This is a genomic window from Paenirhizobium selenitireducens ATCC BAA-1503 (assembly GCF_900492185.1).
Classification (GTDB): Bacteria; Pseudomonadota; Alphaproteobacteria; order Rhizobiales; family Rhizobiaceae; genus Allorhizobium; species Allorhizobium selenitireducens_A.
This window is the reverse complement of the sequence record NZ_UEYP01000012.1, coordinates 92,509-117,250: the sequence shown is the minus strand read 5'-3', so window position 1 is coordinate 117,250 and position 24,742 is coordinate 92,509. Positions and strand designations below refer to the sequence as shown.

Here is a 24,742-nt window from a genome sequence, read left to right as displayed (position 1 = left end):
CGTCGCTGGGCAATATCACCCCCAGCGAGTTCGCAATGAAAATGGCTATGGAAAAACAGGCCGCATGAGGCCAGATTAAAAACCCAAGACTCTCCCGAAAACTGGAGGAAGATTGGGTCTCAGGTCAGGGGGATTACCGCATGCCCCTTCGCTCTTCTTCAAAGTCTGTCGTACAAAAAGGCGGCATGTGCCCAATTATTGCGCGGTTATGGGTAGGTGAGAAGGAATTATGCAATTTCACCGGTTTTTCGCGCAATAAAGCTTCCAATACGCATTTTTCGAGGCTAGATTGAACCAAATAGTCGGCACCTGAGCCCCGTCTCGATCGCGTTCACCACGCGCATCGTCGGGGCTTTTTGCATTGGGATTTCGATGAAGCGGATCGTAGACATAGGCGTCCTTCTTTCACGTAGCGGCATGTATGCCGCCCTATCGCGCGCCACCCGCGACGGGGTCCTGCGCGGCGTCGAAGAGGTCAATTCGGATCCCGAACTCGATGTCTGCTTCCGGGTGACGGAGCGCGACCCCGAGGGGAGGCTCGACCGTTATGCACCTCAATGCCGGGAGATCCTGCGCAGCTCCGCAGCGCGCCACATCTTCGGCTGCATCACGTCGGCGAGCCGCAAGGAGGTCATTCCGGAACTCGAGCGCTTCGACGGAGTGTTGTGGTATCCCGTGCCCTATGAAGGCTTCGAGGCATCCGAGCGGGTGGCCTACATGCATTCCTGTCCAAACCAGCATCTGCTGCCGCTTCTGGACTGGGCACTGCCCGCGCTCGGCGCCTGCGCCTACCTCGTCGGCTCCAACTACATCTGGGGTTGGGAAATGGCGCAGATCGCGCGCGAGAGGATCGCGGCGGCGGGCGGACAGGTGCTGGGCGACCGGTACCTTCCAATTGGTGACACCGAACTCGACCACATCATCCATGACATCCGGACGCTGAAGCCGAGCTTCATACTGAACTCGCTGGTGGGCGACAGCTCCTATGCCTTTCTGGCGCGTCTGGCCGAACTGAAGCAGGAAGCGGACTTTGCCGAGGGGCTGACGGTGCTGTCGTGCAATTTCACCGAATGCGAGATCGAAGCGGCGGGAAAGGCTGCCGAGGGCCTGGTCTCGGCAGGGCCCTGGTTCGAGCCCGACGGCGGCGCTGGCGGGTCGTTCCATGAAATGGCGCGTCAATCGGTGCGCGAACTGGCTGGGCTCTTGCAAGGGCGTCCCGGAGCGGAGGAACTGCCTTTGGCTGAGCTCCTGCATCTGGCCGTGCGCAGCGGCCGCACCACGAGGCTCGACCCCGTGCATCTCCACGCTCGCCAGCCGGCCATCATCGCAAGACTGACGAACGGCCACTTCGACGAGATCAAGCGTCTGCCGGCCATGCGCGCCGATCCCTACCTGACACAACGCTCGCAACCAGGAAAGACGGGCGTCCGGCTGAAGGTCGTGTCATGACGCGCATCAGGACGGAAAACCTGGGCGGCGCCACGGCCTGGATCCTGCACAGGCCACACCCGTCAGTACAGGGTCTCGTTCGCCAGCTTGGCGTCATCGGGCTGGACGTGCGCGAGGCATGGCCGGAACTCCCCTCCGAGGCGATTGCAGCCGACTTCATCTTTTACGATGCCGACATGGGGCACGACGAGCAGTTTCCCTGGGCACCCGGCCAATCACCAATGCCGATGATCGCGTTGATCGGCTCGGAAGCGCCGGGTCGCTTGAGGTGGGCGATGGAAATGGGCGCGCACGCGCAGCTCCTCAAACCGATGAGCGACAAGGGCGTCTACGCGGCTCTCCTTGTCGCCCGCAGCAATTTCGACCGCGCCAATGCATCCGAGGCGCTGATTTCCGACCTGCAGAGCCGGCTCTCGGCACGCCAGACGATCGTGCGCGCCGTGATGATCTTCGTGATGAAGGGCAAGACCGAGGCCGAGGCCTATGACCTTCTGCGTCAGACGGCGATGGCTTGGCGCGTGACGATCGAAATTGCCGCGGAGCGGCTCGTGGCAAACTATTCGAACGAGAAGGGCCTTGACGATGGCAGACGCATCGATCCCGCCTGAACCCCTGGTCGTGCCGGAGAGCGGGCCTTCCGTGCTGCGCCAATTGGCTCGGCGAAAGCTTGCGCTCCTGGGATTGCTGATCATCGTCGTCTGCGTAGGCGGGGCGATGTTCGCCAGATGGCTTGCGCCGTTCGATCCCTACGAACAGTTCTTCGACGGCCTCACCATCGAAGGTGCGCCGCTGCCGCCCAACGCGGCATTCTGGTTCGGCACGGATCTTCTCGGTCGCGACCTGTTCTCGCGCATCCTCTACGGCGCGCAGACCTCGCTGGTGATCGGCCTCGTCGCCAACGGAGCCGCTTTGCTGATCGGCACGCTGGTGGGCGTCACCGCGGGATATTTCCGCGGGGCAATCGGCGCAGTGCTGATGCGCTTCACCGATCTGATGATGGCGTTTCCGGCCCTGCTGCTGGCGATCTGCCTTGCCGCGATCTTTTCCCCGTCGCTGTGGATCGTCGCCATGGTGATTGCCTTCGTGAACTGGGTGCAGACGGCCCGGGTGATCTTCACGCAAACCTCGTCATTGGCGGAGCGTGACTATATCGCCGCGGAAAAGACGCTCGGCGCCGGTCACGGCCGCATCCTCTTCAAGCACATCCTGCCCCATCTCATTCCGACATTGATCGTCTGGGGCACACTCGGCATTTCGACCACCGTGCTGTTGGAGGCGACCCTGTCCTTCCTCGGCATCGGCGTTCAACCGCCGATCCCATCCTGGGGCAACATCATTTTCGAGAACCAGACCTATTTCCAGTCGGCTCCATGGCTCGTCTTCATTCCCGGCGCGGCGATCCTGCTGCTTGCGCTCGCCTTCAACCTGGTGGGCGACGCGCTGCGCGACATCCTCGATCCGACACAACAGGGGCGTGACTGATGGCTGCCTATATCGTGAGACGCCTCGTTCAGTCCGCGCTTATCCTGCTCGGCGTCTCGTTCATCACCTTCGTCCTGCTCTACGTGCTGCCGGCAGACCCTGTGCGTCAGATCGCCGGCCGTTCGGCCACGGCTGCGACGGTTGAAAGCATCCGACAGCAGCTCGGCCTCGACCAGCCGTTCCTCGTCCAATACGGCAACTATCTGTGGAACCTTGTTCAGGGTGATTTCGGACGCTCGTATCTGCAGAAGACCGAAGTCGCCGAACTCCTGTTCTCGCGCCTGCCGGCAACCTTGCTGTTGCTGGTGGCGGCGATTGGCTGCGAGCTTCTGATCGGCCTGCCGCTCGGCATCATCGCGGCGCTCAACCGCGGCAAGGCGATCGACAACGGCCTGATGCTGACCAGCTTCCTCACGGTCTCCGCGCCGCAATTCGTTGTCGCCCTGCTGCTGCTCTTCGTCTTTGCGGTGAAGCTTGGCTGGTTTCCGATTGGCGGCTACGGCACGTTCGCCCACCTTGTGCTGCCGGCCGTGACACTCGGCATTCTCGGTTCGGGCTGGTACTCGCGCATCATGCGATCCTCGATGGTCGATGTGCTGCGCGCCGATTTCATCCGCACCGCGCGCGCCAAGGGCCTCGGCCGCAGCAAGGTCATCCTTGGCCATGCGCTGCCCAACGCCATCCTGCCGATCATCGCCATGATCGGCATCGACATCGGCCTGTTCATGTCCGGCATCGTCGTTGTCGAGAGCGTCTTCGGCTGGCCTGGCATCGGCCAATTGGCCTGGCAAGCGATCCAACGCGTCGACATCCCGATCATCATGGGGGTCACCCTCGTCTCAGCCTGCGGCATCGTCATCGGCAACCTGATCGCCGACCTGATTTCGCCGCTCATCGATCCGCGCATCAAGCTGCGCTGAAACCGTCAACCAACAGGAGTAAGGCCTATGAAGAAGCTTATCCTTTCGACTGCCCTCGCAACCCTCATGGCTCTGCCGGCCTTTGCCCCGGCCCAGGCACAGGAGCCGAAGCACGGCGGCAACATGGTCGTTACCTACAAGGACGACGTCGCGACGCTCGATCCGGCGATCGGCTATGACTGGCAGAACTGGTCGATGATCAAGTCGGTCTTCGACGGCCTGATGGACTACGAACCCGGCACGACCAACCTGCGTCCGGGCCTCGCCGAGAGCCATGAAATTTCCGAGGACGGCCTGACCTATACCTTCAAGCTGCGCCCGGGCGTCAAGTTCCACAACGGCCGCGAGCTTGTCGCCGACGACGTCGTCTATTCGATCAACCGCGTCATCAATCCCGCCACCCAGTCGCCGGGCCAGGGCTTCTTCTCCATGATCGACGGCTATGACGCAGCCGCGGCGGGCAAGGCTGCGACAGTTACGGGCGTTTCCGCCCCCGATGCGAGCACCGTCGTCTTCAAGCTCTCGCGTCCCGATGCAACCTTCCTCCACGTCATGGCGCTGAACTTCTCGTCTGTCGTGCCAAAGGAAGCGGTCGAGGAAGCTGGCGCAGACTTTGGCAAGAAGCCGGTCGGAACCGGTGCATTCAAGCTCACCGAATGGACGCTCGGCCAGCGCCTCGTGTTCGAGAAGAACGCCGATTACTGGATTCCGGGTGTTCCTTATCTCGACAGCTTCACGGTTGAAGTCGGCCAGGAACCGGTCGTCGCCCTACTGCGGGCCCAGAACGGCGAAGTCGATATTCCGGGCGACGGCATTCCGCCGGCCAAGTTCGTCGAAGTGATGAAGGACGAGGCGCAGAAGAGCCTCGTGGTCGAAGGTGGCCAGTTGCACACCGGCTATATCACCATGAACGTGACAAAGGCACCGTTCGACAAGGTCGAGGTGCGCCGTGCCGTCAACATGGCGATCAACAAGGATCGCATCGTTCAGGTCATCAACGGCCGCGCGGTTCCGGCTACCCAGCCGCTTCCGCCTTCCATGCCGGGCTATACCAAGGGTTACGACGGCTACAAGTTCGATCAGGAAGGCGCAAAGAAGCTCCTGGCAGAGGCTGGTTATGCAGACGGCTTCGAGACCGAGCTGTTCGTCATGAATACCGACCCCAACCCGCGCATCGCCCAGGCGATCCAGCAGGACCTGAAGGCCATCGGCATCAACGCGTCGATCAAGTCGCTGGCCCAGGCCAACGTGATCGAGGCTGGCGGTGCCGGCAACGCTCCGATGATCTGGTCGGGCGGCATGGCATGGATCGCCGACTTCCCGGATCCGGCCAACTTTTATGGCCCGATCCTCGGCTGCGCCGGCACGGTCGAAGGCGGGTGGAACTGGTCGAAATACTGCAATGAAGATCTCGACAAGCTGGCGGCCGAGGCCGATTCCATCGTCGATCCGGCCAAGGTCGACGAGCGTCTCGCCAAGTGGTCCGAAATCTACATGAAGGTGATGGAAGACGCACCATGGGCGCCGGTCTTCAACGAACAGCGCTACACGCTGAAGTCCGCCCGCATGGGCGGCGACAACGCCCTTTATGTCGATCCGGTATCCATTCCGGTCAACTACGACTACGTCTTCATCAAGGAGTGATGCAGCCATGTGCAAGCACTGCAACCACACGATCCACGCCCATCAGCACCATTTCGGCTGGGACAATTCCTTTGCCCCTGCGCTGACGGCTGCGCCGGGCGAGACGATCCTGTTCCAGTGCCTTGACAGTTCTGGGGGCCAGCTTGGCCCCCAGTCCACCGTCGAGGACGTGATGGCGCTGGAATTTGCCAAGATCAACCCGGTTTCCGGTCCGATCTATGTCGATGGCGCAAAGCCGGGCGATGTGCTCAAGGTGACGATCGAGAGCTTCACGCCCCAGCTTCGCGACGGCGCCGGCTTTGGCTGGACGGCCAACATTCCCGGCTTCGGCCTGCTTGCCGATCAGTTCACCGATCCGGCCCTCAATGTCTGGAAGTTCGACGCGAGGAGCATGGAGCCGGCCCTGTTCGGCAAGAACGGTCGCGTGCCGCTCAAGCCCTTTGCCGGCACCATCGGCAATGCTCTGGCCGAAAAGGGTCACCATACGGTAGTCCCGCCGCGGCGCGTCGGTGGCAATCTCGACATCCGCGACCTGTCCGCCGGAACGACACTCTATCTGCCGGTCGAGGTCGATGGTGCGCTGTTCTCGGTTGGTGATACCCACGCCGCACAAGGCGATGGCGAGGTTTGCGGTACCGCGATCGAAAGCCCGTTCGATGTCGTGCTGACGCTCGACCTCATCAAGGACCAGCCGCTGAAGACCCCGCGCTTCACGACGCCTGGCCCGGTCACGCGTCATCTCGACGCCAAGGGCTATGAGGTCACGACAGGCATCGGCCCGGACCTTTGGGCCGCGGCCAGGGACGCCGTCGCCAACATGGTCGATCTTCTCGCGACAACGCAGAAGATGGATCCGGTCGACGCCTACATGCTCGTCTCGACCTGTGGCGATCTTCGTATTTCCGAGATCGTCGACATGCCGAACGTCGTGGTCAGCTTCTACTTCCCGAGGGCCGTCTTCGAATGACCGCAGCCATGCTTTCTCCCGCGATCGACGCAACAGCCGACGTGGTCTTGTCGGTTCGCGACCTGCAAGTCTCTGCCCGCTCGCACCAGGGGCTCATTCCGCTGGTCGACGGTCTGAGCTTCGATCTTCATCGGGGCGAGACGCTTGCGATCGCGGGAGAAAGCGGCTCGGGCAAGTCGATCACGTCGCTCGCCTGCATGGGGCTCCTGCCTGCACCCGCAGTTCGGGTGACGGGCGGCTCCATCCGCTTCGGCGAAACGGAACTGACGACCCTGCCCGAGAAGACGATGCAGGCGATGCGCGGCGCGCGCATCGCCATGATCTTCCAGGAGCCGATGACCGCGCTCAATCCCGTCATGAGCATCGGTCGCCAATTGATCGAGGCGATCCGCGCGCACGAGCCGCTATCGGTGTCGCAGGCGAGAGCGCGCGCGCTCGAAGCGGTCAAGGCGGTGCGCCTGTCGCAGCCCGAAAAGCGGCTCGAGCAATATCCGCACGAACTCTCGGGCGGCATGCGCCAGCGCGTGATGATCGCCATGGCGATCGCGCTGCGCCCTGCCGTCCTCATCGCGGACGAGCCGACGACGGCGCTGGACGTGACCGTGCAGCGTGAAGTGCTCGATCTTCTGCGGGACCTGCAGAAGGAACTCGGAACGGCCGTCATCCTGATTACCCATGACATGGGCGTGGTCGCCGAGATGGCCGACCGCGTCATCGTCATGCGCAAGGGCAAGATGGTGGAAACTGCATCGACGGTCGACCTGTTCGATGCCCCGAAAGAACAGTACACGCGCGACCTGCTCGCCGCCGTCCCCCGCATCGGCGCCGGGGCCTTGCGGCCGGAACCGGAAGCCCGCGACGTGCTGGTGCGCTTTGATGACGTGTCGGTGCGGTTCCCGATCCGTCAGGGCCTTCTTGGCCGCGTGGCTGCCCGCGTCCATGCGGTCGAGCATGTCTCGCTCGAGATATTCAAAGGGGAAACGCTGTCGCTGGTCGGCGAGTCCGGCTGCGGCAAGTCGACAATGGCCAAGGCACTGGCCGGGCTCGTGCCCTATACCGGCCGCATCGAGATCAACGGCCAGGCCATGCATGATCTCGACGCCGCCGGGCGCAAGGCGATCCGCCGCGATCTCCAGATCGTCTTCCAGGACCCCATGGCGGCACTCGATGCGCGCATGACCGTCGGCGAGCTGATCCGCGAGCCGCTGGTGATTCATGGCATCGGTACGCCGGCCGAACAGAAGGCCCGCGTGCGCGAACTGCTGGAGCGGGTCGAGATGTCGCCGAGCGCCTACAATCGCTACCCACATCAGTTTTCCGGGGGGCAGCGCCAGCGTATCTGCATTGCCCGTGCGCTTGCGCTGAAGCCGAAGCTGATCGTCTGCGACGAAAGCGTTGCGGCACTCGACGTGTCGATCCAGGCCAAGGTGCTGGACCTGCTGCGCGACCTGCAGAAGGAAAGCGGCGTCACCTACCTCTTCATCAGCCACGACATGGCGGTGGTGGAGAACATCTCCGACCGCGTCGCCGTGATGTATCTCGGCCAGATCGTCGAGATGGGAACCCGCGCGCAGCTCTTCGGCAATCCCCGGCATCCCTATACCAGGCGCCTCCTCGATGCGGTCCCCGTTCCCGACCCGCGTCGCGAAAGGGTGCCCGGCCTGCGCTTGGCTGGCGAGATCCCGAGCCCGGTGTGGAAGGTCGGCGAAGGCCCGGAACGGGCGCAACTGGTCGATATCGGCGGCGGACACCTCGTTGCCCAGGCGTCAGCGCCGGGATTGAGCTGACGGCAAGATTGCCAGCGGTATGCAGCCCATTTGCGGCCAGTGGCAGATCGATGAGGTCACGGTGCTGACGCCGAAGGCGAGGGCGGTCTGCTTCGATGAAACCGTCGAGGACTATGCGGTCGGCAACGCCACGGGTGATGAGGTTTCTCTCGAGGGCTTTGACGAGGAACAGTTCCGCGTTAGCCTTGGCGCCGAAATCGCCCGGTCCTTCGCTCTGGACAACGGATCGACACTGACACCCAAGCGCGGCGTCAACGGCGGCTTTGCCGGGCTGGATGGGTCGCATGTTCGGCTCGCTGCTGCCGGGATGATGCTGGAGACCGCCCATTTCTGGATGCTTGACCGCAGTCTGCTGTTCGGAATACGGGGCTGAGGCATGCGAGTTCGCGCCTTGCCAAGATCGTAGCTTCGAGCCGACCAGGCCTATTCGGGAATGTTGAACGATCGTCGGAAATACGAACGGACGGCTTCCATTGCCGGTGTAAATTCTACATTGCGCCGCCAGGCGAGGCCGACATCCATGGAGGGGATCGGATCGACCAGCGAAATGGTTTCGATCCGCCGACCTTCGAGCGACCAGGGTCGATGCACCATATCGGACAGGATCGCGACCCCCTGACTGTTGGCCACCAGTGAACGCACGGCCTCGACGGAGGAGGTGCGAAGCGTGATCTTCGGCAGATAGGCCGATTGGCTCCAGTATTTCAACGTACTGTGCGACGCCTCGTCCACGGTCAGCATGATGTAGTCTTCTTCCGAGACTTCCTTGAGGCCAACCTTGTCCTTCTCAAGCAAACCGTGACGCGCTGGCAGCCAGAGGCGGCGCTGCGAGCTCAACAGCTTTTCTGTCATCAGTTCCGGATTGAGGATATTCGACGTCAACATGACGGCGATGTCGTAGCGGTTGGTGAGCAGTCCCTCCTCGACCGATTCCCGGTTGAGTTCGAACAACTGGATGTCAATGGCCGGAAACTGGCGCTTCAACCGCTCGATGTGGAACGGCAGGAAATAGCCGATGACGGTATAGGTCGTGGCGATGCTCAGTGTGCCCTCGACCTTGTCGGTGACGAGATTGAGCTGCGTCGCTTCTTCAACCTTCTGCAGGATCTCATAAGCCTGCGAGAGAAACCTGCGGCCGGCTGACGTCAGATCCATCCCGTGCGGTGTCCGTTCGAACAGCCCTGCGCCGACCGTCCTTTCAAGGTCCTTGATCGCCGTCGTCACTGCCGACTGCGAGATCGAGAGGTTGACGGCGGCTTGCGAGACCTGCCCGGCCTCCGCCGTGGCAATGAAGTAGCGGATCTGTCTGAGGCTGAGTGACATTGTTATCCATCATTCTGAATCGAGAATACTTAGTATCTGAAAACAAGATCGAAGGGCGCGAGGATTGCAGAACTGGGAGACTCGCCTTTTAGGATATGCATCAACACTTTGATTTTAATGCGGAAAGGCAGGTCATGCCGCAGCTCGGCAACATATGAATATCAGATAACGACATTCTGAAAATAGAATTTTTCAAATGAAACTTTTCTTCCTACGGTTTTCTGACAAATACGCAGGCATTGCGCTGCGTTGCACAAAATACAGGCAGGACAGGGAAGAAAAGTGGCACTCGAGATCGTAGACATCAATTGTGATCTGGGCGAGGCCTTTGGCCGCTGGCGTGTCGGCGATACCGAAGACAGCGCCCTCATGGGACTGATCAGTTCCGCCAACATCGCGGCCGGTTTCCATGCCGGTGATCCGAACCTGATGGACAACACCGTACGTGTCGCCGTCGAGCACGGCGTCGGCATCGGCGCGCATCCTGGCTACAACGACCTCCAGGGGTTCGGTCGCCGCAAGATCAACGGCACGGCGCGCGAACTGGTCAACGACATCGTCTATCAGGTCGGCGCGATCCGCGAATTCGCCCGTCGCCATGGGGCCAGCCTGCAGCATGTGAAACCGCACGGCGCGCTTTACATGGAGATGGCAGTCAATCCGGAGTTCGCCCAGCTGTTCGTCCAATACATGCGCACGGTGGCCCCCAATGCCTATGTGTTCTGCATGGCGGGCTCGGCGACGGAGACCGCGGCACTCGAGGTCGGCCAGCCGCTGGTGCGCGAATTCTATGCCGACCGCGACTACGACGAGAGCGGTTCGATCGTCTTTACCCGTGATGTCGGCCGGCCGGACCCGATGGCGATCGCTCGCAAGGTGGTGCGCGCCTGCAAGGACGGGCTGGTCACCACGGTCAGCGGCAAGGACATCGAGGTGCCGTTCGAATCCATCTGCTTCCATTCCGATACGCTCGGCGCGCTCGATATCGTGCGCAACATGCGGGAAGCCCTGATCGCCGAAGGCATCCGCATCGCCCCCATTTCAGAAATCGTCAGATAACCGGAGACCACCATGAGCAAGCTCGAGATCAGATCGCCTCTGCCCGGCACCTTTTACCGCAAGCCCTCGCCGGACGCCGCGCCCTATAAGGCTGACGGTGACCAGGTGGCCGTCGGTGACGTGATCGGCCTGATCGAGGTGATGAAGACCTTCCACGAGGTCCATGCCGATGCCGCCGGCGAGATCACCTTCGTCGCCGACGACCAGGAGCCGATCATGGCCGGACAGGCTATTGCCGAGGTCGAGGCATGACCATCCGCTCGATCCTCATTGCCAATCGGGGCGAGATCGCGGTGAGGATCATCCGCGCCGCCCAAGCGCTCGGCATAAGGACCGTGCAGGTCCATTCGGCCGCCGACCGCGACATGCTGGCGGTCAGGCTCGCCGACCAGTCGGTGGAAATCGGGCCGCCATCGGCCGCCAAATCCTATCTCAATATCGAGGCCGTTCTGAAGGCCGCCAGGGAAACCGGCGTCGACGCGGTCCATCCCGGCTATGGTTTCCTCTCGGAGAACGCCGCCTTTGCCCAGGCTGTCGAAGATGCCGGCCTGATATTCGTCGGACCCAAGGCCGGCGCAATCAGCCTGCTCGGCGACAAGGTCGAGGCCCGCAAGGTCGCCAAGCGCGCCGGCGTGCCGACCGTTCCCGGTTCGGAAGGTCGCATCGACGACCTCCAAACGGCCTGCGCCATCGTCGAGCAGATCGGCTTTCCGGTCATGATCAAGGCCGCTGCTGGCGGCGGTGGCCGCGGCATCCGCATTGCCGAGACCATGGCCGATTTCGAGCGCCATTTCCCGCAGGCCTCGGCGGAGGCGCTTGCCGCCTTCGGTGACGGCGGCCTCTATGTCGAAAAGGTTATCACCCGCGCCCGTCACGTCGAGGTGCAGATCCTCGGTGACGGCGAGGATGCGGTCCATTGCTTCGAGCGCGAGTGCTCGCTGCAGCGCCGCCGCCAGAAGGTCTGGGAAGAAGCGCCCTCCTTCCGCCTGCCCGACCATGTCCGCCAGGAACTCTGCGCCAGTGCCGTGGCGCTCGCCCGCGAGGTCAACTACCGCGGCGCCGGCACCGTCGAATATCTCTATGACGAGACGAGCGGCGAATTCTACTTCATCGAGGTCAACACCCGCATCCAGGTCGAACATCCCGTCACCGAAATGATCACCGGCATCGACCTCGTGCAGGAGATGATCAGGGTCGCCGGCGGTGCGAAGCTGTCGGTCCGCCAGGAAGACATCCGCGTCACCGGTCATGCGATCGAGTGCCGGATCAATGCCGAGGACCCTGCGCGCGGCTTCCTGCCGGGCCCCGGCACGATCGAGACGCTCGGCGTGCCCTCCGGCGACGGTGTTCGCTTCGACACCATGCTTTACGAGGGCTACACGGTCCCGCCCTTCTATGACTCGCTGCTCGGCAAGCTGATCGTCTGGGGCGAAACCCGCGACGCCTGCATCGCAAGGCTGGCCGACGCGCTCGATAATCTCGAGATCCGCGGGCTTGCCACCACCATTCCGCTCCACCAGGCCCTTGCCGCCGACCCGTCGGTCGCCTCGGGCGATGTCCACACCCGGTTCCTCGAACCCTGGCTGGAGACGGACTTCCAGGCCTTTGTCGCATCCAAGGAGGTTGCCTGATGCCCATGCGCTATACATTCGGGGGTGACGAACACCTCTTCGTCGAATGCTCGGAGGAAATGTCGCTCGAGGCCTTTTTCAACTCGCTGTCGATGACCTCCGGCATCAAGGAAGCCAAGATCAAGGGCGTGACCGAAATCTGCCCGGCCAATGCCTCCTTCCAGATCAAGTTCGATCCGGATGTCATCCATCCGAACGACATCCTGAAGGAAGTCCAGGCGATCGAGGTCGCGGCCGCCAAGGCAGAGCCGGTCATCACCACCCGCATCGTCGAGATCCCGGTCTTCTACAACGACCCGTGGACCCACGAGACGCTGATGCGCTTCCGTGAGCGTCACCAGGACCCGAGCGGCACCGACCTCGAATACGCCGCCCGCATAAACGACTACGGCTCGGTCGACGACTTCGTCGCCGCCCATTCCGGCTCGCCCTGGTTCGTCTCCATGGTCGGCTTTGTTTCCGGCTTGCCCTTCATGTACCAGATGGTCGAGCGCCAGCGGCAGATCCAGGTGCCGAAATACCTGCGTCCGCGCACCGATACCCCGCGCCTGACGGTCGGTCATGGCGGCTGCTTCGGCTGTATCTATTCGGTGCGCGGTGCCGGCGGCTACCAGATGTTCGGCATCACTCCCATGCCGATCTACGACCCGACCCAGACCACCTCCTACCTCAAGGATTTCATGGTGTTCTTCCGTCCGGGCGACATCGTCAAGTTCAAGCCGATCGATCGCGAAGCCTATGACCAGGCCGTCGAGGATGTCGACAAGGGCCGGTTCGCCCCGCCGATCCGCGAGGTGAAATTCGATCTGCGTGAATTCCAGAAAGACATCGACGGCTACAACGCGAAGCTGGAGGGCGTTCTCCATGGCCATTAAGGTTCTCCATCAGGGTCTTGCCACCTCCGTCCAGGATCTCGGCCGCCCCGGTTACTTCCATCTCGGCATCCCGCTCGGCGGCGCCATGGACCGGCTGGCGCTGAAGGCCGCTAACCTGCTCGTCGGCAATGACGAGGGTGCGGCCGGCCTCGAAGCCGTGTTCATCGGCCCGAAGCTGGAATTCACCGAAGACGCCATGGTGGCCGTCACCGGCGCCGATATGCCGATCAAGGTCGACGGCGAGGAAAAGCCCGGCTGGACCGCCTTCAAGGTCAAGGCCGGCCAGGTCCTGACCTTCGACTTCCTGAAGACCGGCGCCCGCATCTATATCGCCGTCTCCGGCGGCATCGACGTGCCGCTGGCGCTCGGTTCGCGCTCGACCTATGCCATCGGCGCGCTCGGCGGCTTCAAGGGCCGGCCGATCGCCGTCGGCGACGAGCTGCCGGTCGGCACGGCCGGCAAGGCCGTCGAGGGCAAGTCCATTCCCGAAAACCTGCGCCGTAGGCCCGGCATGCCGGCCGAACTGCGCGTGCTGCCGGGCCTCTACTGGCACCGCCTCACCGATGAAGCAGGCAAGAACTTCTTCGAGGACACCTGGAAGGTGGCACCCGAGGCCGACCGCATGGGTTATCGCTTCCGCGGCGGCCGCAAGCTCGACTTCGTCGATCGCGTCCCGCCCTTCGGCGCGGGCTCCGATCCCTCGAACATCGTCGACGCCTGTTACCCTTACGGCTCCATCCAGGTGCCGGGCGGCACTGAGCCGATCATTCTGCATCGCGATGCCGTTTCCGGCGGCGGCTATTTCATGCTCGGCACGGTCATCTCCGCCGACATGGACCTGATCGGCCAGCTGCAGCCGCATACGCCAACCCGTTTCGTCAAGGTGGACATGGAAACCGCCCTGACCGCCCGGAAGGACCGGGCCGCGCTGATCAACCAGATCCGCGCGCTTTTCTGACCACCCAGCCAAAGACTTCAAACAGGGGAACGACCATGAAACACAAGATCCTAATGACGCTTGCAAGCTCCGCCCTGGCGCTTGCCGTTGCCAGCCCGGTGTTTGCCGAGGCCTGGTATCCTTATCCGGCCCAGGCGATCGAGCCGGCCTTCGCCGCGGACGGCAAGTCGGTCGACGTATCCTACTCGCCGCTCGAGAAGGCGGAGAAGCCGTGGAACATCTGCGTCTCCTTCCCGCACATGAAGGACGCCTACTGGCTCGGCGTCGACTATGGCGTCGCCGAACAGGCCAAGGACCTCGGCGTCAAGATGAACCTCGTCGAGGCCGGCGGCTACACCGAACTCAACAAGCAGATCAGCCAGATCGAGGACTGCGTCGCCGGTGGCGCCCAGGCCGTGGTCATCGGCGCGATCTCGTTCGACGGGCTGAACAACCTCGTCAGCGAAATCAAGAAGAAGAACATTCCGGTCATCGACGTCATCAACGGCATGTCCTCGCCGGACCTGACCGCCAAGTCGCTCGTCTCCTTCTACACCATGGGCTACGAGACCGGCGCCTATCTCGCCAAGAAGCATCCGGCGGGTTCGGAAGAGGTCAAGGTCGGCTGGTTCCCGGGTCCGGCCGGCGCCGGCTGGGTCGAGGCCGCCAACAAGGGCTTCCTCGAAGCGATCAAGGGTTCGGCCGTCAAGGCGCTCGAGCCGAAATATGGCGACACCGGCAAGGAAGCCCAACTGAAGCTGGTCGAGGACGTGCTCCAGGCCGAGCCTGACGTGCGCTATGTCGCCGGCACCGCGGTCACGGCCGAAGCGGCTCAGGGCCTCATCCGCGAGCGCGGCCTCAAGGGCAAGGTCGACCTGCTTGCCTTCTACATGACGCCCGGCGTCTACGAAGGCATCAAGCGCGGCTTCATTCTGGCGGCTCCCGCCGACTCCATGGTCATCCAGGGCCGCATCGCCATCGACCAGGCCGTGCGCGCGCTGGAAGGCAAGGAACTGGTGAAGCATGTCGGCCCGAAGATCTTCGTCGTCGATCCGTCGAACGTCGAAAGCGTGCCGCAGACCAACATCCTGCCGCCGGACGGCTTCAAGCCAGTCTTCTCGGTCAACTGAGACCCCAAGGGCTCGGCGCGCGAATGCGCCGGGTCCGCCCCCCAATTTATCAAGCAGTATTGCTTTACGGACCGATGTGGATGGCCTTGAACGCACCCCTTGTCGAAATGACCGGCATCGCCAAGTCCTATCCGGGCGTGCGCGCGCTGGACGGCGTCGACTTCTCGCTCGAACGCGGCGAAGTGCACGTTCTGTTCGGCGAGAACGGTGCCGGGAAGTCGACACTGATCTCCATCCTCGCCGGCGTCACCACACCGACCGAGGGGGTGATCCGCATCGACGGTGAAGAGAAGCACTTTTCTTCGGTCAAGGACGCACGGGCAGCCGGCATCGGTGCCGTGTTCCAGGAATTTTCCCTGGTCCCGACCATGACAGTGGCGGAAAACATCTTCCTCGGCCAGGAACCGCGCAAGATGGGCCTGGTCGACCGCCGCGGCATGGTCGAGGAGGCCCGTTCGCTCTTTGCCGGACTGGGATTTGCCATCGAAGTGCGCCGCACAGTGATTTCGCTTTCGCGCGCCGAACAGCAGATGGTCGAGATCGCCAAGGCGCTGCACCAGCAGGCACACATCCTCATTCTCGACGAACCGACCGCCTCGCTCACCGAACGCGAGACGGAAAAGCTGTTCGAATTCATCGGCCAGGCCAAGGCCCGGGGCGTCGGCATCGTCTACATTTCCCACCGCATCCAGGAATTCAAGGCGATCGCCAACCGCATCACCGTGCTGCGCGACGGCCGGCTGATCGGCACGATCGGCGCCGAGAACCTGTCGGAAACCGTGCTGGTCGAGATGATGACCGGCCGCAAGATGGACGAGATCTATCCGCATATCGAACGCAAGACACAGGCCGAGCCGGTGCTGTCGATCCGTGGCCTCAAGGCCTGGGGCGTCGACGGCGTCGACATCGACGTCCGGCGCGGTGAGGTTCTGGGGGTCGCGGGCCTCGTCGGCTCCGGCAAGTCGCGCACCTTCCGCGCCGTCATGGGGCTGCTGCCGGTCGAAGGCGGCACGGTGAGCGTCCACGGCCATGACCGCACCGGCGCACCGACGCGCAAACTGCTGCAGGACGGCGTCTTCTTCCTGCCCTCCGACCGCAAGGAGGAGGGCCTGCTGCTCGGCGCGTCCGCCCGCACCAACATCGCCCTTTCCGTCCTCAATCGCCGCGAGACGAATGCCGGCCTCGGCCTGATTTCGCCCGGCGGCGTGAAGGCGCTCACCAGTGCGATCGGCGGCAAGGTCGATCTCAGCGAGGCCTTTCTCGATCGCACCGCTTCGAAGCTCTCCGGCGGCAACCAGCAGAAGATCCTGTTCGGCAAGAGCTTCGGCGAGGACTACGACATCTACATCTTCGACGAACCCACCGTCGGCGTCGACGTCGGCACGCGGGCCGCGCTCTATCGCATCATCAAGGCGATCGCCGAGGCCGGAAAGGCCGTCGTGGTGATCTCCTCAGACCTCCCCGAGGCCATGCACCTCGCCCATCGCCTGATCGTCTTCCGCAACGGCCGGATCTCGGCGGAGTTCGAGGGCGACGCCATTCAGGAACAGGCGGTTCTCGGCGCCTTCTTCGATCAGGAAAGAAAATCAGCATGAACACCCCGCTGGAAACCGCGTCGACTGCCGACGCCAAGCCCTCCTTCTCCGCCCTTTCGGCGCTCAGGGCCGTCTTCATCAAGCTCGGCGTGCTGCCCTTCTTCCTCGTGGCGGCCCTCATCCTCTTCACGCTCGCCTCGAAACAGTTCCTGACGCTCGACAACCTCACCAACGTGGCGCGCCAGTCGGTCTATCTCGTGCTCGTCTCGCTCGGGCAGATGCTGGTGCTGGTCACCGGCGGCTTCGACCTCGCGGTCGGCACGTCGATCGCGCTAACTTCAGTCGTTTCCGCCTCGGTCATGGTCTACTTCGCCGCCCAGTTTCCCGACATGGTCTGGCTCGTCATCCTGCTCGGCGTGCTCTCGGGCTTCCTCGCCGCGCTGGCGATCGGTTCCTTGAACGGCCTCGGCATCGCCCAGTTCGGTGTGTCGCCCTTCATCATGACGCTCGGTGCGCAATCGGTCGGCGCCGGCATCGCGCTCTACCTCACCGGCGGCGTGCCGATCGGCAACCTGCCTTACGAATTCGGCGATTTCTTCGGTTTTGGCCGCATCTTCGGCGTGCCGGTCCCGGTCCTGGTGGCGATCGTTGCCATCGTCGGCATGTGGATCCTGATGAACCGCACCCGGTCGGGCGCCCGCATCTATGCGATCGGCGGCAACATCAAGGCCGCCAACCTCTCCGGCATCAACACGAAGCGCACGCTGTTCCTCGCCTATATCCTCTGCGCCCTTCTGGCCTCCGTCGCCGGCGTATTGCTCACCGCCCGCGTCGAGAGCGGCGAGACAAATCTCGGCGGCACGATCGCGCTGGAATCGATCGCGGCCTGCGTCATCGCCGGCGTGTCGCTGCGCGGCGGCATCGGCCGGGTGGAAAGCGTCGTGCTCGGCGCCTTCTTCATCGTGCTGGTGCAGAACGGCATGAACCTCATGCAGATCGGCTCCTACATGCAGATGGTACTGCTGGGCTCGCTGCTCATCCTCGCCGTCGTCATCGACCAGTTCCGCTATCGCATGCTCATCGGGAACCGCTGAATGCTGTGATCCTCGGTTGTCCAAGCAGCCGAGGTGGATGCAGAAGGCTCGGCACGCTCAGATCGAGTTCCTTATTCGCTCCAGGATCGACAGGAATTCCGCGATCAGCGGGCTATTCTTGTTGTCCCGCCGATAGGCGATCTTGTGCGTCGATGAAAATCCGAAGGCGGCGGGCCGGATGGCGCGCAATTCGCCCAAGGCCACCCATGGTTCGGCGAAATGGCAGGGCAGAAAGCCGATGAACTGGCCCGAGAGAATGAGCATGAGCTGCGCCTCCATCGCCACGACCGAGGCGCTCGCGCGCGGATGGCCGACCAGGTAGAGGTCGTCGAAATGGCGGTAGCGCCGGACAGAGAAGCGGGCGCCGGCAATGACTCGCTGGTCGATCTCGTGGTCCGGTCTGTCGAACAGCGGGTGCTCGCGGCCACAATAGAGATTGTGCGGCTCGCTGGCGAAGTCACGGTAGGTCAGGCCGGGAGAACGCTGTGAAAACGGCCCGATGGCGATATCGCGATCACCGTCCGCCACCTTCTGTTCGAGATCCGAGGGCGTGCCCAGTTCGAGGTCGATGAAGATGTCCGCATCCGGCCGCATGAACTCGGCGATCGCCCGTTGCACCCCCAGTTGCTTGCTGGTCATCACACCGTCCGACGCGCCCAGCCGCAGGCGGCCGGAAAGATTGCCACTCGCCGCACTGACGCGCTGGGTGAAATCGTCGATGTCGCGGAACAGCTTGACGGCAGCGTCATAGGTGGCCCGACCGAGTTCGGTCAGCCGAAACTGCTGCCTGCCGCGATGACACAACTGGCCGCCGACCCGCTTTTCCAACTCGGCCAGATGGGTGCTCAGCGTCGATTGCGACAGGTTCAGCGCCAGTTGCGCATCCGAAAAGCCATTGGCATCCGCAAGCACGACGAAAACGCGGAGCAGACGGATATCGATATTGTCGAGGCGACGCATCGGCGAGACTCACATTGACGTTCTTCGATGTAACATCCCAAATATTGTGATTTACTCCAATGTAAAAATGCATGACGCTGCCTCAAATTCAAAAAAGGGGAACAACATGAACAAGACACTTGGACTGACGACCGCGATCGCCCTGATCGTGTCTTCGACGAACGCTTTCGCTGCGGACCAGATCCGCATTCTCGCACCGACCTGGCTCGGCTTTGCGCCGGTCCACGTGGCGCTGGCCAATGGATGCTTCGAACAGGAGAAGCTCGACGTCACCATCAACTTCGAGGACGACCTCAGCAATGTGATGGCGGCCATGGCGCGCGGCGACGTCGAGATCCAGATGCGCAGCGTCGGCGAGTATCAGGGCCGTCCGCGCGACAAGACGACGCCCGGCATCATCATCGGCACGATCGACGAATCCGTCGGTGGCGACGGCGTGATCGCCGACGGCAGCATAAAGACGGTTGCCGACCTCAAGGGCAAGACCATCGCCGCCGAACCCAATATCCCGTCGCGTCTCCTGCTGCAGATGGAGCTGAAGCAGGCCGGCCTTACTCTCAAGGACTTGGACATCAAGGAGATTTCCACGGCCGACACGGGCGCCGTTTTCGTCGATGACAGCATTGCCGCGGTCGCCACTTACGAACCCTTCATGTCGCAGGCCATCAAGGCGTCATCCCGCGAGGGCGCCAAGGTCCTGATCTCCTCGAAGGATCACCGCGGCCTCATCATCGACGCCATCATCGCGCGCAACGACGACCTCAAGGCGTCGCCGGACAAGTACGGGCGTTTCCTGAAGTGCATCTATGAGGCGGTCGACTTCATCAAGGCCGAGCCGCAGAAATTCGCCGAGATCGCCGCTCCGAGCTTCGGCCTGACACCCGAAGAGGTGCTGGATGTGGTCAGCAGCAGCCTTGCCTATACCACGCTCTCTGAAGCCAAGGCCTATATGGGTGAGCCGGGCAAACCGGGCAGCCTGTTCGGGATCTTCGATACGGTGATGGCGCTCAATCTGGAGAATGGCGCAGCCGACAACCAGCTGGTGGCAGCCGAGCAGATCGACAATTCCGTCATCGCGACCATCGGCAAGTGAGTTCGGACCGGCACACGCGGATGCTTCGGACACTGTTCACCTTTCGAGGCGGGAAGTCGCCGGCCGTCGAACTGATCGTCGGTCTGGCGGCGGCGGCGATCCTGCTGGGTTTCTGGGAACTGGTGGCGCGGCTCGGCCTCGTCAAGCCGCAGTTCCTGCCGTCACCCGGCGACGTCCTGGCGGCGCTCTGGCGCATGCTGACGCAGCAGGACCTCCTCTGGCATACGGCAGTCTCCGCGGGGCGCGTCTGGTCGGCTTTCCTGCTGGCCGCGCTGATGGCGATCCCGATCGGCATGCTGATGAGCAGCTATCGCATCGTCGGGGCGTCGCTCGAGCCGATGATCGATTTCATCCGTTACCTGCCGGTACCGGCTCTCGTGCCCTTGTCGATCATCTGGTTCGGCGTGGGCGAGTCCACCAAGATCTTCCTGCTGTGGCTCGGTACCTTCTTCCAACTCGTGCTGTTCGTGGCGGACGATGCCCGCCGCGTGCCCAACGAATATGTCGAGGTGGCCCGCACCGTCGGTGCGCGGTCGCGGCAGGTGATGACGGACGTGATCTTCAGGGCCATGGGGCCGTCGCTGCTCGACAATCTCAGGATCACGCTCGGCTGGTGCTGGACCTACCTCATCATCGCCGAAATCGTCGCGGCCGATTCCGGCATCGGTTTCGTCATCTGGTCGGCGCGCCGTTACGTCAAGACGCCCGAGGTCATGGCCGGCGTTCTCGTCATCGGCCTGGTCGGTCTGGTGACCGACCAGCTGCTGCGCGTCCTGCATCGCCGGATCTTCCAATATGTGTGAGCCCTCCATGGCAGAGAATTACTTGGCATTCGAGGGCGTGACGAAGAGCTTCGGCCCGATGGACGTCGTCACGAAGACCGATCTTTCGATCGGTCGCGGCAGCTTCGTCGTCTTCCTCGGACCGTCCGGCTGCGGCAAGACCACGCTGATGCGCATGGTGGGCGGTCTCGACACACCTTCCACCGGTCAGATCCGGCTCGGCGGTGATATCGTGCGTGCCCCCGATCGCCGCCGCGGCATGGTCTTCCAGGCCTATTCCTCCTTTCCCTGGCTGACCGTTGCCGAAAACATCGCTTTCGGCATGCGCTACCGTTCCGACATTTCCACGCAGGAAAAGGCGGAGCGCAAGGCGCACTATCTGAAGCTGGTGGGGCTCGAGGAATTCGCCGACGCCTATCCGTCGCGCATTTCCGGCGGCATGCGCCAGCGCGTCGCCATCGCCCGCACGCTTGCCGCCGGGTCCGAGGTCCTGCTGATGGACGAGCCGTTCGGTGCGCTCGATGCCCTGACCCGCGAACGTCTGCAGGTGCAGCTGAGGGCGTTGCAGATATCCGAGCAGAAGACCGTGATTTTCGTCACGCATGACGTCGAGGAGGCCGTGTTCCTCGCCGACCGCGTCGTGCTGTTTTCAAAGCGGCCGGCGCGCATCGTCGCCGACATCGACGTCAACGCCGCTCTCGGCGTGGAGCGACCGTTGGAGATCCGCGAAACCCAGGGCTTCTTCGACCTTCGCAACAAGATCCTCCATCTCATCCGCAACGAAACGGGAGATCCCGTATGAAGGGCATGTTTTCGGGCCGCACGGTGGTGATCACCGGGGCAAGCCGCGGGATCGGGCTCGGCATCGCCCGGGCCTTCCACCGCGAGGGCGCGCGGCTCCATCTGATTGCCGACGATCCGGCCGTTCACGAACGCGCCGCCGAGCTCGGCGCCACCGCCGCCCAGGCGGACATTGCCGACGGGGCGCGCGTCGACCCTGCGTTGAAGGACGTGGGACCGATCGACGTGCTGATCAACAATGCGGGCCTGGAGCGGCTGACACCGCTCGACGATGCGAGCCCCGAGGGTTTCGCCACCTTCCGCCGCATCATCGACATCAACATTGCCGGCACGGCGCTGGTCTCGAGGCGCGCACTCCGGTCGATGTCTTCGGGCGGGGCGATCGTCAACACGGCCTCGATCTGGGGACGGGTGGCGGAGGCGCAGTTCGACGCCTATGTGGCCTCGAAACACGCGATCATCGGGCTCACCAAGACCTGGGCGAAGGAGCTCGGGCCGCGCAATATCCGCGTCAACGCCGTCTGCCCCGGCTGGGTGAGGACGGAGGCCTCGATGCGTTCGCTGGGGCTTATGGCCTCCGCGCACGGCGTCAGCGAAGACAGGCTTCTCGAAGACATCGTCGCCGGGCAGGCTCTGCCCGGCCTGATGGAGCCCGACGACATGGGAGAGGTCTACCTCTTCCTCGCCTCCGACAGGGCGAAGAACATCACCGGCCAGTCGATCGGTGCCGATCGGGGAGAAGTTCCATGGTGAAGCCGTTGACGGGCAAGAGGGCCCTGGTGACGGGGGCGGCAAGCGGCATCGGCCGGGCTGTCGCGGAGGCGCTTGCGGCCGAGGGCGCCACTGTGATCGGACTGGATCTCAGGCCGCAGGAGGGAAATATCGCCATCCTCGCCTGCGATCTCGCGGACGAGGGGCAGATCGTCTCCTGCGTCGGCGAGGCAGCAAGGCGGTTGGGTGGGCTCGACATCCTCGTCAACAATGCGGGCATCCTCGAAGAATCCCCGCTGGGGAGCATCACCGCCGCCCATATCGATCGCATGTTCGCAGTCAACGTGCGGGGAGCAATTCTTGTGGCGCGGGAAGCACTGCCGCATCTGCCCGATGGGGGACGGATCATCAACATCGCCTCCGAACTGGCCTATCTCGGCAGGGCGGATGCCTCCGTCTATTGCGCCACCAAGGCGGCCATCCTCGGCCTGACCCGGTCCTGGGCAAGGGAACTGGCGCCGAGGATCCTGGTCAATGCCGTCGCTCCAGGCCCGACCGACACCCCCCTGCTCTCCTTCGAGACCCTGACGGCGGACCAGAAGGCGGCCGAGACGGCCAATCCCATGGGACGGATCGGCAGGCCGGAGGAAATGGCGGCGGCCGTGGTTTTTCTCGCCGGACCTGGTGCCACCTTCTTCACCGGACAATGCCTGGGCGCCAATGGCGGCGCGGCGATGATTTGAGGATCTCACCATGAACGACAGCGTATTCTGGGCCGAACAGACCTGGCCCGAGGCGGCCGCGAAGGTGGCGGGCGGCGCACCGATATTCCTGCCGCTCGGCGCGACCGAGCAACACGGCCATCACATGGCACTCAATGTCGACGTCGTGCTGCCGACGTCCATATGTGAGACGGTCGCGAGAGCCGTTGGCGGGCTCGTCCTGCCCACCATCCCCTATGGCAACCGTTCGCAGCCGAAGACGGGCGGCGGTTCGGCCTTCGGCGGCACGATCAACCTGACGGCCCACACCTTTTCGCTCGTGGTGCGCGACGTCCTGTGCGAGCTCTACCGGCAGAAGGTCCGGCGGATCGTGGTGGTGAACGGCCATTACGAGAATATCTGGCCCGCGGTCGAAGGCATCGAGCTGGCACTGGATGCGATCGGCCGCGACCGCTCAGACGGGCTGACGATCCTCCGGCTCGACCACTGGGATCTTGTCCAGCCGTCGACCATCGATCGGATTTTCCCGGACGGCTATCCCGGCATCGAGCTTGAACATGCCAGCGTGATCGAGACTTCCATGATGCTGGCGCTGCGCCCCGATCTCGTCGATCTCGGTCGATCGCTTCACGACGGGCCGGCGAAGTTCAAGCCTTATGACCGCTATCCTCGTCCGCTCGCCGACGTGCCGCCCTCGGGCGTGCTGTCCATGACAGCGGGATCGCAGGCCGAAAAGGGCAATTGGCTGCTGACCGATGTGGTCAGCCGCATGACACAGATCGTTCGAGACGAATTCAGCATTGGAGGCCATCATGATCAACGCTAAGCATCAGCCGGTGGACGCCGCCGAGGTTCCGCGCTTTGCCGGCCAGGCGACGTTCATGCGGCTTCCGGCCGTGCCGTCCGCCGAGGGGCTGGACATCGCCCTGGTCGGTATTCCCTGGGACGGCGGAACCACCAACCGGGCCGGCGCCCGTCATGGACCGCGCGAGATCCGCAGCCAGTCGAGCCTGATGCGCAAGGTGCATCATGTTTCCAAGATCGCGCCCTTCAGCCTCGCCAATATCGCCGACGTCGGCGATCTCTCGGTCAATCCGATCGACCTGATGGACGCGCTGAAGCGCATCGAGGAAGGCATTGCCAGTATCATCGCGGTCGGGGCCATCCCTCTTTCCGCCGGTGGCGACCACTTGACGACATTGCCGGTGCTGCGTGCGGTGGCCCGGCACAGACCAGTCGGTCTCATCCATTTCGATGCCCATTCCGACACCAATGACAGCTATTTCGGCGGCAACCGCTATACCCATGGCACGCCGTTCCGGCGCGCCATCGAGGAAGGATTGCTCGATCCCAAACGCATGGTGCAGATCGGCATTCGCGGTTCGATCTATGAGACCGACGAGCATGCCTGGGCCGTCGAGCAGGGCATCCGCATCATCTACATGGAAGAGTTCACCCGCCGCGGCGCGTCCGAGGTGATTGCCGAAGCAAAGGCGATCGTCGGCTCGGCGCCGACCTATGTGACCTTCGATATCGACAGCATCGACCCGTCCATGGCGCCGGGCACCGGTACGCCTGAGGTCGGCGGTTTCACCACGCGCGAGGCACAGCAGATGATCCGCCTTCTGGAAGGCGTCGATATCGTCGGTGCCGACGTGGTCGAGGTGGCGCCTCCCTTCGATCTCGCCGGCATGACGGCGATCGCCGGCGCCACGATGATGTTCGAGCTGATGTGCGTGATCGCGGCAAAGTTCCGGTCGTGACGCGACCGGTGTCATTACGACATGAAAATTTGGCTCCCACTGACCGTTGATGACGTCTAGGCGTCGATTCGGGGTGG

At 63.2% G+C, this 24,742-nt stretch carries 25 protein-coding genes; 23 read left to right on the top strand and 2 right to left on the bottom strand.

Going from position 1 to position 24,742, the window contains the following annotated elements:
* Window positions 1-372: 372 nt before the first annotated feature.
* Genes RHIZ70P_RS17805 through RHIZ70P_RS17770 form a run of 8 tightly spaced genes read left to right on the top strand, consistent with a single transcriptional unit; the run spans window position 373 to window position 8,622 of the window.
* Window positions 373-1,449, top strand: a complete 1,077-nt coding sequence (locus RHIZ70P_RS17805; RefSeq protein ID WP_115671827.1) for a transporter substrate-binding protein — start codon at window positions 373-375, stop codon at window positions 1,447-1,449.
* Window positions 1,446-2,057, top strand: coding sequence for an ANTAR domain-containing response regulator (locus tag RHIZ70P_RS17800; RefSeq protein ID WP_115671826.1), 612 nt, complete (start codon window positions 1,446-1,448; stop codon window positions 2,055-2,057). The genes RHIZ70P_RS17805 and RHIZ70P_RS17800 overlap by 4 nt, the downstream gene beginning before the upstream one ends.
* Window positions 2,032-2,931 carry an ABC transporter permease gene (locus RHIZ70P_RS17795; protein ID WP_115671825.1) on the top strand — a complete coding sequence of 300 codons (900 nt, stop codon included), beginning with the start codon at window positions 2,032-2,034 and terminating at the stop codon, window positions 2,929-2,931. The genes RHIZ70P_RS17800 and RHIZ70P_RS17795 overlap by 26 nt, the downstream gene beginning before the upstream one ends.
* Complete coding sequence (locus tag RHIZ70P_RS17790) at window positions 2,931-3,851, top strand: ABC transporter permease (protein ID WP_115671824.1); 921 nt, start codon at window positions 2,931-2,933, stop codon at window positions 3,849-3,851. Before RHIZ70P_RS17795 ends, RHIZ70P_RS17790 begins: the two co-directional genes overlap by 1 nt.
* Window positions 3,852-3,878: 27 nt before the next feature.
* The gene (locus RHIZ70P_RS17785) at window positions 3,879-5,495 is read left to right on the top strand and encodes an ABC transporter substrate-binding protein (RefSeq protein ID WP_115671823.1); all 1,617 of its coding nucleotides are present in this window, start codon (window positions 3,879-3,881) and stop codon (window positions 5,493-5,495) included.
* 7 nt (window positions 5,496-5,502) lie between these two features.
* On the top strand, window positions 5,503-6,462 hold the full coding sequence (locus tag RHIZ70P_RS17780) for an acetamidase/formamidase family protein (protein WP_115671822.1): 960 nt from the start codon (window positions 5,503-5,505) through the stop codon (window positions 6,460-6,462).
* A complete protein-coding gene (locus RHIZ70P_RS17775) occupies window positions 6,459-8,249 on the top strand; it encodes an ABC transporter ATP-binding protein (protein ID WP_115671821.1) in 1,791 nt (596 codons plus the stop codon). The genes RHIZ70P_RS17780 and RHIZ70P_RS17775 overlap by 4 nt, the downstream gene beginning before the upstream one ends.
* Window positions 8,250-8,268: 19 nt before the next feature.
* Window positions 8,269-8,622, top strand: coding sequence for a hypothetical protein (locus RHIZ70P_RS17770; protein ID WP_115671820.1), 354 nt, complete (start codon window positions 8,269-8,271; stop codon window positions 8,620-8,622).
* A 50-nt stretch (window positions 8,623-8,672) separates the two neighbouring features.
* Here RHIZ70P_RS17770 and RHIZ70P_RS17765 read toward each other — a convergent pair whose 3' ends face one another.
* A complete protein-coding gene (locus tag RHIZ70P_RS17765; protein ID WP_115671819.1) occupies window positions 8,673-9,572 on the bottom strand; it encodes a LysR family transcriptional regulator in 900 nt (299 codons plus the stop codon).
* Between the two features lie 282 nt (window positions 9,573-9,854).
* On the opposite strand from RHIZ70P_RS17765, the gene RHIZ70P_RS17760 reads away from it, so the two are divergent.
* The 8 genes from RHIZ70P_RS17760 to RHIZ70P_RS17725 all read left to right on the top strand — a co-directional run bounded on the left by RHIZ70P_RS17760 (window position 9,855) and on the right by RHIZ70P_RS17725 (window position 17,833).
* Complete coding sequence (locus tag RHIZ70P_RS17760) at window positions 9,855-10,631, top strand: 5-oxoprolinase subunit PxpA (RefSeq protein ID WP_115671818.1); 777 nt, start codon at window positions 9,855-9,857, stop codon at window positions 10,629-10,631.
* 12 nt (window positions 10,632-10,643) lie between these two features.
* A complete protein-coding gene (locus tag RHIZ70P_RS17755; RefSeq protein WP_115671817.1) occupies window positions 10,644-10,883 on the top strand; it encodes an acetyl-CoA carboxylase in 240 nt (79 codons plus the stop codon).
* A complete protein-coding gene (locus tag RHIZ70P_RS17750; RefSeq protein ID WP_115671816.1) occupies window positions 10,880-12,262 on the top strand; it encodes an acetyl-CoA carboxylase biotin carboxylase subunit in 1,383 nt (460 codons plus the stop codon). The genes RHIZ70P_RS17755 and RHIZ70P_RS17750 overlap by 4 nt, the downstream gene beginning before the upstream one ends.
* Window positions 12,262-13,137 carry a 5-oxoprolinase subunit B family protein gene (locus RHIZ70P_RS17745; protein WP_115671815.1) on the top strand — a complete coding sequence of 292 codons (876 nt, stop codon included), beginning with the start codon at window positions 12,262-12,264 and terminating at the stop codon, window positions 13,135-13,137. The genes RHIZ70P_RS17750 and RHIZ70P_RS17745 overlap by 1 nt, the downstream gene beginning before the upstream one ends.
* On the top strand, window positions 13,127-14,095 hold the full coding sequence (locus tag RHIZ70P_RS17740) for a biotin-dependent carboxyltransferase family protein (RefSeq protein ID WP_115671814.1): 969 nt from the start codon (window positions 13,127-13,129) through the stop codon (window positions 14,093-14,095). The genes RHIZ70P_RS17745 and RHIZ70P_RS17740 overlap by 11 nt, the downstream gene beginning before the upstream one ends.
* A gap of 35 nt (window positions 14,096-14,130) precedes the next feature.
* On the top strand, window positions 14,131-15,204 hold the full coding sequence (gene torT, locus RHIZ70P_RS17735) for a TMAO reductase system periplasmic protein TorT (protein ID WP_115671813.1): 1,074 nt from the start codon (window positions 14,131-14,133) through the stop codon (window positions 15,202-15,204).
* An 80-nt stretch (window positions 15,205-15,284) separates the two neighbouring features.
* Window positions 15,285-16,799, top strand: coding sequence for a sugar ABC transporter ATP-binding protein (locus RHIZ70P_RS17730; protein ID WP_115671812.1), 1,515 nt, complete (start codon window positions 15,285-15,287; stop codon window positions 16,797-16,799).
* Window positions 16,796-17,833, top strand: coding sequence for an ABC transporter permease (locus RHIZ70P_RS17725; protein WP_115671811.1), 1,038 nt, complete (start codon window positions 16,796-16,798; stop codon window positions 17,831-17,833). Before RHIZ70P_RS17730 ends, RHIZ70P_RS17725 begins: the two co-directional genes overlap by 4 nt.
* Before the next feature lie 57 nt (window positions 17,834-17,890).
* Here the strand turns inward: RHIZ70P_RS17725 and RHIZ70P_RS17720 are convergent, their stop codons facing one another.
* Window positions 17,891-18,793, bottom strand: coding sequence for a LysR family transcriptional regulator (locus RHIZ70P_RS17720; protein ID WP_115671810.1), 903 nt, complete (start codon window positions 18,791-18,793; stop codon window positions 17,891-17,893).
* Between the two features lie 106 nt (window positions 18,794-18,899).
* Between RHIZ70P_RS17720 and RHIZ70P_RS17715 the strand changes: the two genes are divergently transcribed.
* From RHIZ70P_RS17715 to speB, 7 genes are read left to right on the top strand one after another with little or no spacing between them, the layout of a single operon-like run.
* Entirely contained in the window at window positions 18,900-19,886 is a 987-nt protein-coding gene (locus RHIZ70P_RS17715) for an ABC transporter substrate-binding protein (RefSeq protein ID WP_115671809.1), read from the top strand.
* Between the two features lie 20 nt (window positions 19,887-19,906).
* Window positions 19,907-20,689 (top strand): ABC transporter permease, encoded by a 783-nt coding sequence (locus tag RHIZ70P_RS17710; RefSeq protein WP_115671808.1) that lies wholly within the window; start codon window positions 19,907-19,909, stop codon window positions 20,687-20,689.
* A 7-nt stretch (window positions 20,690-20,696) separates the two neighbouring features.
* On the top strand, window positions 20,697-21,470 hold the full coding sequence (locus RHIZ70P_RS17705) for an ABC transporter ATP-binding protein (protein WP_115671807.1): 774 nt from the start codon (window positions 20,697-20,699) through the stop codon (window positions 21,468-21,470).
* Window positions 21,467-22,222 (top strand): SDR family NAD(P)-dependent oxidoreductase, encoded by a 756-nt coding sequence (locus tag RHIZ70P_RS17700; RefSeq protein ID WP_115671806.1) that lies wholly within the window; start codon window positions 21,467-21,469, stop codon window positions 22,220-22,222. Before RHIZ70P_RS17705 ends, RHIZ70P_RS17700 begins: the two co-directional genes overlap by 4 nt.
* Window positions 22,216-22,923: an SDR family NAD(P)-dependent oxidoreductase gene (locus tag RHIZ70P_RS17695; protein ID WP_115671805.1), complete on the top strand. Its 708-nt coding sequence runs from the start codon at window positions 22,216-22,218 to the stop codon at window positions 22,921-22,923. Before RHIZ70P_RS17700 ends, RHIZ70P_RS17695 begins: the two co-directional genes overlap by 7 nt.
* A gap of 10 nt (window positions 22,924-22,933) precedes the next feature.
* Window positions 22,934-23,728 (top strand): creatininase, encoded by a 795-nt coding sequence (locus tag RHIZ70P_RS17690; RefSeq protein WP_115671804.1) that lies wholly within the window; start codon window positions 22,934-22,936, stop codon window positions 23,726-23,728.
* On the top strand, window positions 23,715-24,665 hold the full coding sequence (gene speB, locus RHIZ70P_RS17685) for an agmatinase (protein WP_115671837.1): 951 nt from the start codon (window positions 23,715-23,717) through the stop codon (window positions 24,663-24,665). Before RHIZ70P_RS17690 ends, speB begins: the two co-directional genes overlap by 14 nt.
* Window positions 24,666-24,742: the final 77 nt, after the last annotated feature.

Coding starts and splice junctions, on each gene's coding strand:
- RHIZ70P_RS17790 (WP_115671824.1), top strand. CDS start 2,931: ATGGCTGCCTATATCGTGAGACGCCTCGTTCAGTCCGCGCTTATCCTG.
- RHIZ70P_RS17780 (WP_115671822.1), top strand. CDS start 5,503: ATGTGCAAGCACTGCAACCACACGATCCACGCCCATCAGCACCATTTC.
- RHIZ70P_RS17750 (WP_115671816.1), top strand. CDS start 10,880: ATGACCATCCGCTCGATCCTCATTGCCAATCGGGGCGAGATCGCGGTG.
- RHIZ70P_RS17740 (WP_115671814.1), top strand. CDS start 13,127: ATGGCCATTAAGGTTCTCCATCAGGGTCTTGCCACCTCCGTCCAGGAT.
- RHIZ70P_RS17770 (WP_115671820.1), top strand. CDS start 8,269: ATGCAGCCCATTTGCGGCCAGTGGCAGATCGATGAGGTCACGGTGCTG.
- RHIZ70P_RS17695 (WP_115671805.1), top strand. CDS start 22,216: ATGGTGAAGCCGTTGACGGGCAAGAGGGCCCTGGTGACGGGGGCGGCA.
- RHIZ70P_RS17705 (WP_115671807.1), top strand. CDS start 20,697: ATGGCAGAGAATTACTTGGCATTCGAGGGCGTGACGAAGAGCTTCGGC.
- RHIZ70P_RS17745 (WP_115671815.1), top strand. CDS start 12,262: ATGCCCATGCGCTATACATTCGGGGGTGACGAACACCTCTTCGTCGAA.
- RHIZ70P_RS17775 (WP_115671821.1), top strand. CDS start 6,459: ATGACCGCAGCCATGCTTTCTCCCGCGATCGACGCAACAGCCGACGTG.
- RHIZ70P_RS17690 (WP_115671804.1), top strand. CDS start 22,934: ATGAACGACAGCGTATTCTGGGCCGAACAGACCTGGCCCGAGGCGGCC.
- RHIZ70P_RS17730 (WP_115671812.1), top strand. CDS start 15,285: ATGGCCTTGAACGCACCCCTTGTCGAAATGACCGGCATCGCCAAGTCC.
- RHIZ70P_RS17800 (WP_115671826.1), top strand. CDS start 1,446: ATGACGCGCATCAGGACGGAAAACCTGGGCGGCGCCACGGCCTGGATC.
- RHIZ70P_RS17710 (WP_115671808.1), top strand. CDS start 19,907: ATGCTTCGGACACTGTTCACCTTTCGAGGCGGGAAGTCGCCGGCCGTC.
- RHIZ70P_RS17725 (WP_115671811.1), top strand. CDS start 16,796: ATGAACACCCCGCTGGAAACCGCGTCGACTGCCGACGCCAAGCCCTCC.
- RHIZ70P_RS17765 (WP_115671819.1), bottom strand. CDS start 9,572: ATGTCACTCAGCCTCAGACAGATCCGCTACTTCATTGCCACGGCGGAG.
- RHIZ70P_RS17795 (WP_115671825.1), top strand. CDS start 2,032: ATGGCAGACGCATCGATCCCGCCTGAACCCCTGGTCGTGCCGGAGAGC.
- RHIZ70P_RS17720 (WP_115671810.1), bottom strand. CDS start 18,793: ATGCGTCGCCTCGACAATATCGATATCCGTCTGCTCCGCGTTTTCGTC.
- RHIZ70P_RS17700 (WP_115671806.1), top strand. CDS start 21,467: ATGAAGGGCATGTTTTCGGGCCGCACGGTGGTGATCACCGGGGCAAGC.
- RHIZ70P_RS17715 (WP_115671809.1), top strand. CDS start 18,900: ATGAACAAGACACTTGGACTGACGACCGCGATCGCCCTGATCGTGTCT.
- RHIZ70P_RS17805 (WP_115671827.1), top strand. CDS start 373: ATGAAGCGGATCGTAGACATAGGCGTCCTTCTTTCACGTAGCGGCATG.
- RHIZ70P_RS17785 (WP_115671823.1), top strand. CDS start 3,879: ATGAAGAAGCTTATCCTTTCGACTGCCCTCGCAACCCTCATGGCTCTG.
- RHIZ70P_RS17755 (WP_115671817.1), top strand. CDS start 10,644: ATGAGCAAGCTCGAGATCAGATCGCCTCTGCCCGGCACCTTTTACCGC.
- speB (WP_115671837.1), top strand. CDS start 23,715: ATGATCAACGCTAAGCATCAGCCGGTGGACGCCGCCGAGGTTCCGCGC.
- torT (WP_115671813.1), top strand. CDS start 14,131: ATGAAACACAAGATCCTAATGACGCTTGCAAGCTCCGCCCTGGCGCTT.